General features: G+C 61.0%; 11 protein-coding genes and 5 tRNA genes. 12 read left to right on the top strand and 4 right to left on the bottom strand.

Going from position 1 to position 11,879, the window contains the following annotated elements; all coding sequences use genetic code 11:
* Positions 1-31: 31 nt before the first annotated feature.
* Complete coding sequence (locus BT179_RS08330) at positions 32-1,093, top strand: AI-2E family transporter (protein WP_072392211.1); 1,062 nt, start codon at positions 32-34, stop codon at positions 1,091-1,093.
* Between the two features lie 128 nt (positions 1,094-1,221).
* On the opposite strand, the gene BT179_RS08325 is transcribed toward BT179_RS08330, so the two are convergent.
* The 4 genes from BT179_RS08325 to BT179_RS08310 all read right to left on the bottom strand — a co-directional run bounded on the left by BT179_RS08325 (position 1,222) and on the right by BT179_RS08310 (position 3,444).
* A complete protein-coding gene (locus tag BT179_RS08325; RefSeq protein ID WP_072392214.1) occupies positions 1,222-1,404 on the bottom strand; it encodes a hypothetical protein in 183 nt (60 codons plus the stop codon).
* 89 nt (positions 1,405-1,493) lie between these two features.
* A complete protein-coding gene (locus BT179_RS08320) occupies positions 1,494-1,688 on the bottom strand; it encodes a hypothetical protein (RefSeq protein ID WP_072393063.1) in 195 nt (64 codons plus the stop codon).
* A 289-nt stretch (positions 1,689-1,977) separates the two neighbouring features.
* Positions 1,978-2,053, bottom strand: a tRNA-Asn gene (locus tag BT179_RS08315).
* A gap of 194 nt (positions 2,054-2,247) precedes the next feature.
* Positions 2,248-3,444, bottom strand: a complete 1,197-nt coding sequence (locus BT179_RS08310) for an amino acid aminotransferase (RefSeq protein ID WP_072430690.1) — start codon at positions 3,442-3,444, stop codon at positions 2,248-2,250.
* Positions 3,445-3,777: 333 nt separating this feature from the next.
* On the opposite strand from BT179_RS08310, the gene uvrB reads away from it, so the two are divergent.
* From uvrB to BT179_RS08255, 11 genes are all read left to right on the top strand, one after another.
* Entirely contained in the window at positions 3,778-5,793 is a 2,016-nt protein-coding gene (gene uvrB, locus BT179_RS08305; RefSeq protein ID WP_072392220.1) for an excinuclease ABC subunit UvrB, read from the top strand.
* A 225-nt stretch (positions 5,794-6,018) separates the two neighbouring features.
* Positions 6,019-7,500 (top strand): glutamate--tRNA ligase, encoded by a 1,482-nt coding sequence (gltX, locus tag BT179_RS08300; RefSeq protein WP_072430689.1) that lies wholly within the window; start codon positions 6,019-6,021, stop codon positions 7,498-7,500.
* Positions 7,501-7,646: 146 nt separating this feature from the next.
* A tRNA-Ala gene (locus BT179_RS08295) sits at positions 7,647-7,722 on the top strand.
* 78 nt (positions 7,723-7,800) lie between these two features.
* Positions 7,801-7,876: transfer RNA gene (locus BT179_RS08290), tRNA-Glu, on the top strand.
* 53 nt (positions 7,877-7,929) lie between these two features.
* Positions 7,930-8,005, top strand: a tRNA-Ala gene (locus tag BT179_RS08285).
* Positions 8,006-8,080: 75 nt separating this feature from the next.
* Positions 8,081-8,156, top strand: a tRNA-Glu gene (locus tag BT179_RS08280).
* A 179-nt stretch (positions 8,157-8,335) separates the two neighbouring features.
* Entirely contained in the window at positions 8,336-8,875 is a 540-nt protein-coding gene (locus BT179_RS08275; protein WP_072392227.1) for a TetR/AcrR family transcriptional regulator, read from the top strand.
* 28 nt (positions 8,876-8,903) lie between these two features.
* Positions 8,904-9,737, top strand: a complete 834-nt coding sequence (locus tag BT179_RS08270) for an alpha/beta fold hydrolase (protein WP_072392230.1) — start codon at positions 8,904-8,906, stop codon at positions 9,735-9,737.
* Between the two features lie 65 nt (positions 9,738-9,802).
* The gene (locus tag BT179_RS08265) at positions 9,803-10,285 is read left to right on the top strand and encodes an acyl-CoA thioesterase (protein WP_072392233.1); all 483 of its coding nucleotides are present in this window, start codon (positions 9,803-9,805) and stop codon (positions 10,283-10,285) included.
* 32 nt (positions 10,286-10,317) lie between these two features.
* Positions 10,318-11,277: a tRNA dihydrouridine synthase gene (locus tag BT179_RS08260; protein ID WP_072430688.1), complete on the top strand. Its 960-nt coding sequence runs from the start codon at positions 10,318-10,320 to the stop codon at positions 11,275-11,277.
* Positions 11,278-11,397: 120 nt separating this feature from the next.
* Positions 11,398-11,850, top strand: a complete 453-nt coding sequence (locus BT179_RS08255) for an Hsp20 family protein (RefSeq protein WP_072392239.1) — start codon at positions 11,398-11,400, stop codon at positions 11,848-11,850.
* The last annotated feature ends 29 nt before the right edge of the window (positions 11,851-11,879 follow it).

Here is an 11,879-nt window from a genome sequence, read left to right as displayed (position 1 = left end):
CGTTTATCCCGCCTCTGGACATGGAAAGCTGATGAATCGAAAGATGCTGCAGAACAAAGCCCAGATGTCGCTGTTGGTGCTGGTCACCGTCGCGTTCATCTGGATCCTGTTACCCTTCTACGGAGCGGTCTTCTGGGCGGTGATCCTGGCCATTGTCTTTGCGCCGATGCAGCGTCGCGTGCAGCTGAAGTTCGGCTGGCAGCGCAACGTCACCTCGCTGTTCACCCTCAGTATCTGCGTGCTGATCGCGATCCTGCCGGTGATCGTCATCAGCATGCTGCTGGTGCAGGAGGGCACGGCCCTCTACAAGAGCCTGGAGAGCGGCGAGCTGGACGTTGCCGATTACCTGGCCCGGTTCAAGGAAGCCTTGCCGCCGTATTTCCAGAACCTGTTCGACCGTTTCGGCCTGGGTAACCTGAACGGGTTGCGCGACAGAATCGTCAAGAGCGCCATGCAGGGCAGCGAGTTCTTCGCCACCCAGGCCTTCAGCTTCGGCCAGGGGACTTTCCAGTTCCTGGTCAGCTTCTTCGTGATGCTCTATCTGCTGTTCTTCTTCCTGCGCGATGGCGCGGAACTGGCGCGCAAGGTGCGCGCCGCCGTACCGCTGGCCGAATACCAGAAGCGTCGGCTGCAATTGAAGTTCAACCGGGTGGTGCGGGCGACCGTCAAGGGCAACCTGCTGGTGGCGATCACCCAAGGGGCGCTGGGTGGGCTGATTTTCTGGATCCTGGGCATCCCGACGGTGTTGCCATGGGCGGTGCTGATGGCGTTCCTGTCCCTGTTGCCTGCCGTTGGCGCGGGGCTGGTGTGGGCGCCGGTGGCGGTGTATTTCCTGCTGTCGGGGGCGATCTGGCAAGGTGTGGTGCTGACGCTGTTCGGCGTGTTCGTGATCGGGCTGGTGGATAACTTCCTGCGTCCGATCCTGGTGGGCAAGGACACCAAGATGCCTGATTACCTGGTGCTGGTGTCGACCCTGGGCGGCCTGGCGGTGTTCGGGCTCAACGGGTTCGTGATCGGCCCCTTGATCGCCGCGCTGTTCATCTCGTGCTGGGCGCTGTTCGTGGAAAGCCAGCCCAAGGTGAAGCTGCCTTAGGCTCTGTACGAAAAGTCTTGAAACCAAGGTCAGGCAAGGCGAAAACAGCCGAACAAGCGCCGTGTACTGGAGTGCATGAGCATTGCGAGGCAGTTTTCAGCGCGACATGAACCCGTATCAAGGCTTTCTTAGGCGGTCAGCACATAGGGGCCGATACGTTGGGACAGGGCCTGGGCGGCGGGCAATGAAGTCAGCGGGCCGCTGATGGTCACGCCATCCTGCACCAGATACCAGCAGGCCAGCAGACCGCGTTCCCTGAGCGGGGCGGGGACGGCACTGCCGATGACAGACATGATTCGAACCTTGGACATTGGGCACCTCCATCAATCGATGGAGCTACCTTACGGTTCAGGCGGCGGGACGAAAAATCAACAGTCTCGATAGTAGGAATCGACGCCGCTCAGTCGACCACCAGATCGAGCATATGCACCACTTCCCGCTCATTGAGTACGCCCTTGCGGACCAGGTTCTCCGTCAGCAACGAAAGAAACTTGGCGCTGCGATGGCCTTCCAGGTGCTTGAGCTCGGTCAACACGTTATACACCTTGCTGGAGGTGCACAGGCCGACGATGCGGTGGGGATTTTGTGTGGGCATACCTTCGTCCTTGTTGTTATGAAGCTGTTGTTGACGGACAGCGCCAGCTTGCGGCAGCGCCATGACACTCGCGTGACAGCTTGGGTTTGAGAAAAAGAAAGCAGGATTCAGACCATAATGCCTTTTTGGCGCCGGATTATTGTTCTGGCAGCGACCTCGGGGAGGCTTATTCGGCCATCCCCCAGGCTGAATGCGACGCCTGGCTCAAGCTTTGCCCCTGTACAGGGCAAAAGCCGCCCACAAAAAAGCCCCTGAACCTTTCGATTCAGGGGCTTCTTGTCTTGCTGTCTGGCTCCACGACCTGGACTCGAACCAGGGACCCAGTGATTAACAGTCACTTGCTCTACCAACTGAGCTATCGCGGAATGACGCGTATGTTACTGATTGGAAAAGAGAAGTCAAGCTTTGGGTGGTGAATCGGGCGCTCGAAGGGAGGTGGGTGCTCGCTCGGTCACTTGTTACTGCTTCACACAGCCTAGACGCCGAGGAAACAGAGGACCTTGTGTGAGCGAGCAAGCCCGCCCCCACAAAATCTTACTTTCCCGTTATTTCGCGGGCCTCATATGACCTGCATGATCGCCTTGGTCACCGCATCGATGTTGTTCTGGTTCAACGCGGCCACGCAGATGCGACCGGTGTCCAGGGCGTAGATACCGAACTCGTTGCGCAGGCGCGCCACTTGTTCAACGGTCAGGCCGGAGTAGGAGAACATACCGCGCTGGCGTGCGACGAAGCTGAAGTCGCGGTGCGGCGCTGCCTTGGCCAGCATGTCCACCATCTGATTGCGCATGCCGCGGATCCGCAGGCGCATTTCAGCCAGTTCCGCTTCCCACTGGGCACGCAGCTCGGGGCTGTTGAGGACGGCGGCCACGATGCTGGCACCGTGGGTCGGCGGGTTGGAGTAGTTGGTGCGGATCACGCGCTTGACCTGGGACAGCACCCGGGCACTTTCTTCTTTCGATTCGCTGACGATCGACAGTGCGCCAACACGTTCGCCGTACAGGGAGAACGACTTGGAGAACGAGCTGGACGCGAAGAAGGTCAGGCCCGATTCGGCGAACAGGCGCACGGCCGCCGCGTCTTCGTCGATACCGTCGCCGAAGCCCTGGTACGCCATGTCCAGGAACGGAACGTGATTCTTGGCCTTGACCACGGCCAGCACGTTTTTCCAGTCTTCGGGGCTCAAGTCCACGCCGGTCGGGTTGTGGCAGCAAGCGTGCAGCACAATGATCGAACGGTCGGGCAGGGCGTTGAGGTCTTCCAGCAGGCCCGAGCGGTTCACGTCGTGGGTGGCGGCGTCATAGTAGCGGTAGTTCTGCACCGGGAAACCGGCGGTCTCGAACAGGGCGCGGTGGTTTTCCCAGCTTGGGTCGCTGATGGCCACGACGGCGTCGGGCAGCAGTTGCTTGAGGAAGTCGGCCCCGATCTTCAGCGCGCCGGTGCCACCCACAGCCTGGGTGGTGATGACGCGACCGGAGGCGATCAGGGGCGAGTCCTTGCCGAACAGCAAGGTCTGCACCGCCTGGTCATAAGCGGCAATACCGTCGATCGGCAGGTAGCCACGGGAAACGTGCTGGGCCACGCGAATCGTCTCGGCTTCGACCACGGCGCGCAGGAGTGGAATACGCCCCTCTTCATTGCAGTACACGCCTACGCCCAGGTTGACCTTGTTGGTACGGGTGTCGGCGTTGAATGCTTCGTTGAGGCCCAGGATGGGGTCGCGGGGTGCCAATTCGACAGCGGAAAACAGGCTCATTATTGCGCGGCTCTGAATGGAGTAAGAGGGGACGTGTCACGCTCCAGCCGAATGCACTAGAGCGGTGCACAAACGGGGAGCTAGTATAGAGGCCATCACCGGGTACCGCGACAGGCGATTCAGCTTTTACGGTAAGTATTTTCGATTTTTTTTCGACCGTTAGTCCTGGTGCGGCGTCAAAGTCCACAAGGCGCGTAGGACGTCCGTCTTGAAAGCGAAGGCATTCAACTCCACATTGGATGCATTCCAGCTTTTTCTTCGGGCGACATCCGTCGTTTCGGTCTTTCTCGTTTCTGTCGCCTGGCCGACAGGAGTGAATCCAGAGGTTATGTCATGTCTGAATTCCAGCTCGTCACCCGATTCAAGCCCGCCGGCGACCAGCCGGAAGCCATCCGCCTGATGGTCGAAGGTATCGAGGCGGGCCTGGCCCATCAGACGCTGCTCGGCGTCACCGGTTCGGGCAAGACCTTCAGCATCGCCAACGTGATCGCCCAGGTGCAGCGTCCGACCCTGGTACTGGCGCCGAACAAGACCCTGGCGGCGCAGCTGTATGGCGAGTTCAAGGCGTTTTTCCCGAACAACGCGGTGGAATACTTCGTTTCCTACTACGACTACTACCAGCCTGAAGCCTATGTGCCTTCGTCGGACACCTTCATCGAGAAGGATGCCTCGATCAACGACCACATCGAGCAGATGCGGCTGTCGGCCACCAAGGCGTTGCTGGAGCGCAAGGATGCGATCATCGTCACCACGGTGTCGTGCATCTACGGCCTGGGTAGCCCGGAGACCTACCTGAAGATGGTGTTGCACGTCGACCGCGGCGACAAACTCGATCAGCGGGCCTTGTTGCGGCGCCTGGCGGACCTGCAATACACCCGCAACGACATGGATTTCGCCCGGGCGACCTTCCGGGTGCGTGGCGATGTGATCGACATCTATCCGGCGGAATCGGACCTGGAGGCGATCCGCATCGAGTTGTTCGACGATGAAGTGGAGAGCATTTCGGCGTTCGACCCGCTGACCGGCGAGGTGATCCGCAAGCTGCCACGCTTTACCTTCTATCCCAAGAGCCACTACGTCACGCCCCGGGAAACCCTGCTGGACGCCATCGAGGGCATCAAGGCCGAGCTGCAGGAACGCCTGGAATACCTGCGTTCGAACAACAAGCTGGTGGAAGCCCAGCGCCTGGAGCAGCGAACCCGTTTCGACCTGGAGATGATCCTGGAGCTGGGCTACTGCAACGGTATCGAAAACTACTCGCGTTACCTGTCGGGTCGCCCGGCGGGCGCACCGCCGCCCACCTTGTACGATTACCTGCCGGCCGACGCCTTGCTGGTGATCGACGAATCCCACGTCAGCGTGCCCCAGGTCGGCGCCATGTACAAAGGCGACCGTTCGCGCAAGGAAACCCTGGTGGAATACGGGTTCCGCCTGCCCTCGGCGCTGGACAACCGACCCATGCGCTTCGATGAATGGGAGAGCGTCAGCCCGCAGACGATCTTTGTCTCGGCCACCCCCGGCAATTACGAGGCCGAGCATGCCGGACGCGTGGTCGAGCAGGTGGTACGTCCCACCGGGCTGGTCGACCCGCAGGTGGAAGTGCGTCCGGCGCTGACCCAGGTAGATGACCTGCTCTCGGAAATCAACAAGCGCGTGGCGGTGGAGGAGCGCGTGCTGGTCACTACGCTGACCAAGCGCATGGCCGAAGACCTTACCGATTACCTGGCCGATCACGGCGTGCGGGTGCGTTACCTGCACTCGGACATCGACACGGTGGAGCGGGTCGAGATTATCCGCGACCTGCGCCTGGGAACCTTCGACGTGCTGGTGGGCATCAACCTGCTGCGTGAGGGCCTGGACATGCCGGAAGTGTCCCTGGTGGCGATTCTCGATGCCGACAAGGAAGGATTCCTGCGCTCCGAGCGTTCGCTGATCCAGACCATCGGCCGCGCCGCCCGTAACCTCAACGGCCGGGCGATTCTCTACGCCGACAACATGACCGGCTCCATGGAGCGGGCCATCGGCGAGACCGAACGCCGCCGCGAGAAACAGATCGCGTTCAACCTGGCCAACGGCATCACGCCAAAGGGGGTTTTCAAGGACGTGGCGGACATCATGGAAGGCGCCACCGTGCCAGGCTCTCGCAGCAAGAAGCGCAAGGGCATGGCCAAGGCCGCCGAAGAGAGCGCACGCTACGAGGCCGAACTGCGCTCGCCCAGCGAAATCACCAAGCGTATCCGCCAGTTGGAAGAGAAGATGTACCAGTTGGCCCGGGACCTGGAATTCGAGGCAGCGGCGCAATTGCGTGACGAAATTGGCAAGTTGCGGGAGCGGTTGCTGACTGTCTGAGGCTGCGTGGCGACCTCAAGGGCTTCATCGCGAGCAAGCTCGCTCCCACAGTTCGATCGAGTCGCCCCATGATCCCTTGTGGGGAGCGAGCTTGCTCGCGATGGGGGCGACTCGGTCTGACGACTGGCCACACAAATCCCGCTCTCACTGGAGCCCGCCCGCCATCGCCTGTTACCATTCGCCCCCTGTTTCATCTTCGCTTTTATATTCTTTCCGAGACATGCCATGACCACCGTCCGCACCCGCATCGCGCCTTCGCCCACTGGCGATCCCCATGTCGGCACCGCTTACATCGCCTTGTTCAACTATTGCTTTGCCAAGCAGCATGGCGGTGAGTTCATCCTGCGGATCGAGGACACCGATCAGTTGCGCTCGACCCGTGAGTCCGAGCAGCAGATTTTCGACGCCTTGCGCTGGTTGGGCATCGACTGGAGCGAAGGTCCGGATGTCGGCGGCCCGCACGGTCCGTACCGCCAGAGCGAGCGTGGTGACATCTACAAGCAGTATTGCCAGCAGTTGGTGGACATGGGGCATGCGTTCCCGTGTTTCTGCACTGCCGAAGAGCTGGACCAGATGCGCGCCGAGCAGATCGCCCGTGGCGAAACCCCGCGCTATGACGGCCGGGCGCTGCTGCTGTCCAAGGAAGAAGTCGCTCGTCGCCTGGCGGCCGGCGAGCCCCATGTGATCCGCATGAAAGTGCCGACCGAAGGCGTCTGCGTGGTGCCGGACATGCTGCGTGGCGATGTCGAGATCCCGTGGGACCGCATGGACATGCAAGTGCTGATGAAGACCGACGGCCTGCCGACGTACTTCCTGGCCAACGTGGTCGACGATCACCTGATGGGCATCACCCACGTATTGCGCGGTGAAGAATGGCTGCCGTCGGCGCCGAAACTGATCCTGCTGTATGAATACTTCGGCTGGGAGCAGCCGCAGCTGTGCTACATGCCGCTGCTGCGTAACCCGGACAAGAGCAAGCTGTCCAAACGCAAGAACCCCACCTCGGTGACCTTCTACGAGCGCATGGGCTTCATGCCCGAGGCAATGCTCAACTACCTGGGCCGCATGGGCTGGTCGATGCCGGACGAGCGCGAGAAGTTCTCGCTGCAGGAAATGGTCGAGCACTTCGACCTGTCGCGCGTCTCCCTGGGCGGGCCGATCTTCGACATCGAGAAGCTGTCGTGGCTCAACGGCCAGTGGTTGCGCGACTTGCCGGTGGAAGAATTTGCCGCTCGCGTGCAGAAATGGGCGCTCAACCCCGAGTACATGATGAAGATCGCGCCCCATGTGCAGGGCAGGGTAGAGACATTCAGCCAGATCGCGCCGCTGGCCGGCTTCTTCTTCGCCGGTGGCGTGGCACCGGATGCGAAGCTTTTCGAATCCAAGAAGCTCTCCGGCGACCAGGTGCGCCAACTGATGCAGCTGATCCTCTGGAAGCTCGAAAGCCTGCGCCGGTGGGAAAAGGACACGATCACCGCGACCATCCAGGCCGTGGTCGAGTCCCTGGAATTGAAACTGCGCGATGCCATGCCGTTGATGTTCGCTGCCATTACCGGCCAGGCCAGCTCGGTATCGGTGCTCGATGCAATGGAAATCCTCGGGCCGGACCTGACCCGTTTCCGCCTGCGCCAGGCCATCGATCTGCTCGGTGGCGTGTCGAAGAAGGAAAACAAGGAGTGGGAAAAACTGCTGGGCGCCATCGCCTGAGCAGTCGATGAGGCAGGGCATGCCCCGGTTTTCCGGGGTTTGTCGGTAAGTGATTGTTATCCCGGCAAAAAATTTTCAAATTTGTTGAAAATAAATTTGACAGCCTTCTGATACGCCCTTAAGATTCGCCCCGTCCTCAGCGATGAGGGGCTATAGCTCAGCTGGGAGAGCGCTTGCATGGCATGCAAGAGGTCGACGGTTCGATCCCGTCTAGCTCCACCAATTTACACTTCAAGGCTTGGCCACACCGGCCTTGAAGCGATCAACACTCAGCGTTGATCAGTTGTTAGAAGGGTTTGCGTCCCCTTCGTCTAGTGGCCTAGGACACCGCCCTTTCACGGCGGTAACAGGGGTTCGAGTCCCCTAGGGGACGCCAGTTTTACAGAAGCGATGTTACAAGATGTCGCTCCGCCGCGAGGCGAAAAATCCGGGGCTATAGCTCAGCTGGGAGAGCGCTTGCATGGCATGCAAGAGGTCGACGGTTCGATCCCGTCTAGCTCCACCAATTTGCACTTCAAGGTCTGGCCACACCGGCCTTGAAGCGATCAGTTCTCAGCGCTGATCAAGTCAGAAGGTTTGTGTCCCCTTCGTCTAGTGGCCTAGGACACCGCCCTTTCACGGCGGTAACAGGGGTTCGAGTCCCCTAGGGGACGCCACGATTACCCGCACTGCGGGATTTTTAAGGGTCATTCAATTCTTGAATGGCCCTTTTGTTTGTCTGGCGTTCGGCCAATTCTCCAATACCCCAATTCACGTACCTGACCAACGGTCTCTTTTCTGCTTGCAGAAAATTATTATGCGGATAATATTTCAATCGTAATATTCGGAGGCAGCGATGAGCGATAAAAAGGCACAAACCCGTGAACGCATTATCAAGGCCGCCAGCGACGCGCTGATCCAGCGTGGGCCTGCGGAACCGAGCGTGGGCGAGGTGATGGGAGCGGCCGGGCTGACGGTCGGTGGTTTCTATGCCCATTTTGAAAGCAAGGACGCCCTGATGCTGGAGGCGTTCAAGCAACTGCTGGGCCGGCGTCGCGGCATGATCGCGGATATGAATGCCGAGCTGACCGATGAAGAGCGGCGCGCCCTGGTGGCCGCGTTCTATCTGTCGCGAAAGCATCGTGACTCCACCGAGAACGCCTGCCCGATTCCTGCCTCCATCGGCGAGCTTGGCCGGCTGCCGGATCCGTTTCGTGAAGTGCTCAATGAACATATCGAGTTGATGGCTGCACAACTGGCAGGCAGCCCGGACGACGCCGATAAAGCCCTGGCCGACATCGCATTGATGGTCGGTGGCCTGGCCCTGGCACGGGCATTGGGTCCGGGGGAGCTGTCGGATCGTTTGCTGCGTGCGGCCAAGTCGGCGGTGCGTTGAGCCAACAAGCAAGCCCTGGAGACAAGCAATGGACAGGTTAAGCTGGATTCGTGGTGTGAATGGCACGCTTGGCCGGGTAGCCCCGGGCCTGGTGGCAAAGAAAATGCGGACGCTGTTCATGCGGCCTCGAAATCTGCCACCACGGGACTGGGAGCTGCCATTGCTGGCAAGTTCCGAGCGCATCACCTTGCGCTTCGGTCTCTCTGCCTTGCGCTGGGGCAAGGGGCCGACCGTCCTGCTGATGCATGGCTGGGAAGGGCGACCCACGCAATTCGCCGCGCTGATCACGGCCTTGGTGGACGCCGGGTATACGGTGGTGGCGCTGGATGGACCGGCCCATGGTCGCTCTCCGGGCCACGAGGCGAACGTCCTGCTGTTCGCCAGGGCCATGCTCGAGGCCGCGGCTGAGTTGCCGCCGTTGCAAGCCGTGATCGGGCATTCCATGGGGGGCGCCAGCGCCATGCTTGCGGTGCAACTGGGATTGCGTACCGAAACCCTGGTCAGCATCGCCGCGCCTGCGCGCATCCTGGGGGTGCTGCGCGGTTTTGCCCGGATCATGGGAATGCCGCCCCGGGCGCGGTCCGCGTTCATTCGCCAAGTGGAAAAGGACGTGGGCATGCCGGCCTCGAAGATGGATGTCGCTCACTACCAATTGGATGTGCCGGGGCTGGTGGTCCATGCCGAGGACGACACCTCGGTGTCGGTCAAGGAGTCGCAACTGATCCACGAGGCCTGGTTCGACAGCCGGCTGCTGCGCTTGCCGGCCGGCGGGCATCAACGGGTGCTGGCCGATCCGCGCGTGATCGACGGTGTGTTGTCGCTGTTGGCCGGACGCAGCCTGCAAGCGCGGCAATCGGCCTGAGCGTACCCGCGAACGCTGCGCGATCCGTTACACTGCCCCGATCCATATTCGACCGGGAGAGGGGCATGGGCTGGGATCGGGCAACACCGTTCATCATTGATCTTCAAGTGGCTGGCGAAGACATCGACGGGTTGGGCCACGCCAACAACGCGGTCTACGTCACCTGGCTCGAGCGCTGCGCCTGGCGCCACTCCCAGCGCCTGGGGCTGGATCTGGCAGAGTATCGACGGCTGGACCGGGCCATGGCCGTCGTGCGCCATGAAGTCGACTACCTGGCAGCCGCCTATGAAGGCGATGAACTGCAATTGGCCACCTGGATCGTCGACTGGGACCAGCGCCTGAAGATGACCCGGCATTTCCAGTTGATTCGTCCCAGCGACAACACCACGTTGCTGCGCGCCCAGACCACGTTCGTCTGTATCGAGCTGTCCACCGGCAGGCCCAAGCGCATGCCGCCGGAATTCATCGAAGGCTATGGCCCGGCGATCGGTTCCCGCGACAGCGAGACGGCTCGCGATGGCGCCGATTTTGTAGGCGAAATCCGGTAAACTGCCGCACGTTTTTTCGTTGAGTGTTTCCCATGCAAATTGCCCTGGCGCCCATGGAGGGGTTGGTCGACAACATCCTGCGGGATGTCCTGACCCGTGTTGGCGGGATCGACTGGTGCGTCACCGAGTTCATTCGCATCAATGATCGCCTGCTCACGCCGACCTACTTTCACAAGCTTGCCCCGGAATTGCTGACCGGCGCCCGGACCGCCGCCGGTGTGCCGCTGCGGGTGCAATTGCTGGGTTCCGATCCGGTGTGCCTGGCGGAAAACGCCGCCTTGGCCTGTGAGTTGGGCTCGCAGGTCATCGACCTGAACTTCGGCTGCCCGGCCAAGACCGTGAACAAGTCCCGGGGCGGAGCGGTGCTGCTCAAGGAGCCGGAGCTGCTCAACGAGATCGTCACGCACGTACGGCGTGCGGTGCCTGGGCATATTCCTGTCACCGCCAAGATGCGCCTGGGCTTCGACAGCCCGGACGGCGCGCTGGTCTGTGCCACGGCTCTGGCCGAAGGTGGCGCCGCCCACATCGTGGTGCACGCGCGGACCAGGACCGACGGCTACAAGCCGCCGGCTCACTGGGAGTGGATCCCTCGGGTCCAGGAAGTGGTCAAGGTGCCGGTGTTCGCCAATGGCGATATCTGGAGCGTCGAAGACTGGCGCCGTTGCCGCCAAATCAGCGGCGTCGAGGACATCATGCTCGGTCGCGGCCTCGTTTCCCGCCCCGACCTGGCCCGGCAGATTGCAGCGGCTCGGGCCGGGGAAGAAGTGGTGCCGATGTCCTGGGCCGAGTTGCAACCCATGCTCCAGGATTTCTGGGGGCAAGTGGTCGAGCAACTGACACCGCGCCAGGCTCCCGGCCGGCTCAAGCAATGGTTGGCAATGCTGACGCGCAATTATCCCGAGGCAGCGACGCTGTTCAGCGCGTTGCGGCGGGAAACCGAACTGGATGCGGTAGGGCATCTGCTGGGTGTGAAACGTACCGAAGCGGCCTGAAAAAAATTTCAGAAAAAGCTCTTGAAAAGTATTTGGCGGCCCCTAGATAAGGGGTACGCGATGCCGAATCCGGGTCGCGGAGACAAAAAAACTTGCTGAATTTTTCAGGAGATTTGAATCATGAGTACTGCATTTTCGCTGGCCCCTCTGTTCCGTTCCTCGGTAGGCTTCGATCGTTTCAACGATCTTTTCGAAACCGCCCTGCGCAACGAACCGGGCAGCAGCTATCCACCCTACAACGTGGAAAAACATGGCGATGACGAATACCGCATCGTGGTCGCCGCCGCTGGGTTCCGGGAGGAAGACCTGGACCTTCAGGTGGAAAAAGGTGTGCTGACCATCAGCGGCGGCAAGCGCGAGGCCAGCAATGACAGCGTGACCTACCTGCACCAGGGCATCGCCCAGCGTGCGTTCAAGTTGTCCTTCCGGTTGGCTGACCATATCGAGATCAAGTCCGCCGGCCTGAGCAACGGTCTGTTGAGCATCGACCTGTTGCGTGTGGTACCGGAAGAGGCCAAGGCCAAGCGCATCCCGATCAACGGAGCGCAGCAGCAACCCGCGCTGCAGAACTGATGCATCGCAATTGAAGAAGGGCGCCGAAA

The sequence above is a fragment of the Pseudomonas sp. NFACC43 genome (assembly GCF_900119645.1).
Classification (GTDB): Bacteria; Pseudomonadota; Gammaproteobacteria; order Pseudomonadales; family Pseudomonadaceae; genus Aquipseudomonas.
Note: the sequence above shows the minus strand (reverse complement) of the source record. Positions and strands in the feature narration are given on the sequence as shown.

Bases quoted from the DNA above. Each gene is read 5' to 3' on its own strand.
- BT179_RS08320 (WP_072393063.1), bottom strand. From the start codon at position 1,688: ATGCCCACACAAAATCCCCACCGCATCGTCGGCCTGTGCACCTCCAGC.
- gltX (WP_072430689.1), top strand. From the start codon at position 6,019: ATGACCACCGTCCGCACCCGCATCGCGCCTTCGCCCACTGGCGATCCC.
- BT179_RS08270 (WP_072392230.1), top strand. From the start codon at position 8,904: ATGGACAGGTTAAGCTGGATTCGTGGTGTGAATGGCACGCTTGGCCGG.
- BT179_RS08310 (WP_072430690.1), bottom strand. From the start codon at position 3,444: ATGAGCCTGTTTTCCGCTGTCGAATTGGCACCCCGCGACCCCATCCTG.
- BT179_RS08265 (WP_072392233.1), top strand. From the start codon at position 9,803: ATGGGCTGGGATCGGGCAACACCGTTCATCATTGATCTTCAAGTGGCT.
- BT179_RS08255 (WP_072392239.1), top strand. From the start codon at position 11,398: ATGAGTACTGCATTTTCGCTGGCCCCTCTGTTCCGTTCCTCGGTAGGC.
- BT179_RS08325 (WP_072392214.1), bottom strand. From the start codon at position 1,404: ATGTCCAAGGTTCGAATCATGTCTGTCATCGGCAGTGCCGTCCCCGCC.
- uvrB (WP_072392220.1), top strand. From the start codon at position 3,778: ATGTCTGAATTCCAGCTCGTCACCCGATTCAAGCCCGCCGGCGACCAG.
- BT179_RS08330 (WP_072392211.1), top strand. From the start codon at position 32: ATGAATCGAAAGATGCTGCAGAACAAAGCCCAGATGTCGCTGTTGGTG.
- BT179_RS08260 (WP_072430688.1), top strand. From the start codon at position 10,318: ATGCAAATTGCCCTGGCGCCCATGGAGGGGTTGGTCGACAACATCCTG.
- BT179_RS08275 (WP_072392227.1), top strand. From the start codon at position 8,336: ATGAGCGATAAAAAGGCACAAACCCGTGAACGCATTATCAAGGCCGCC.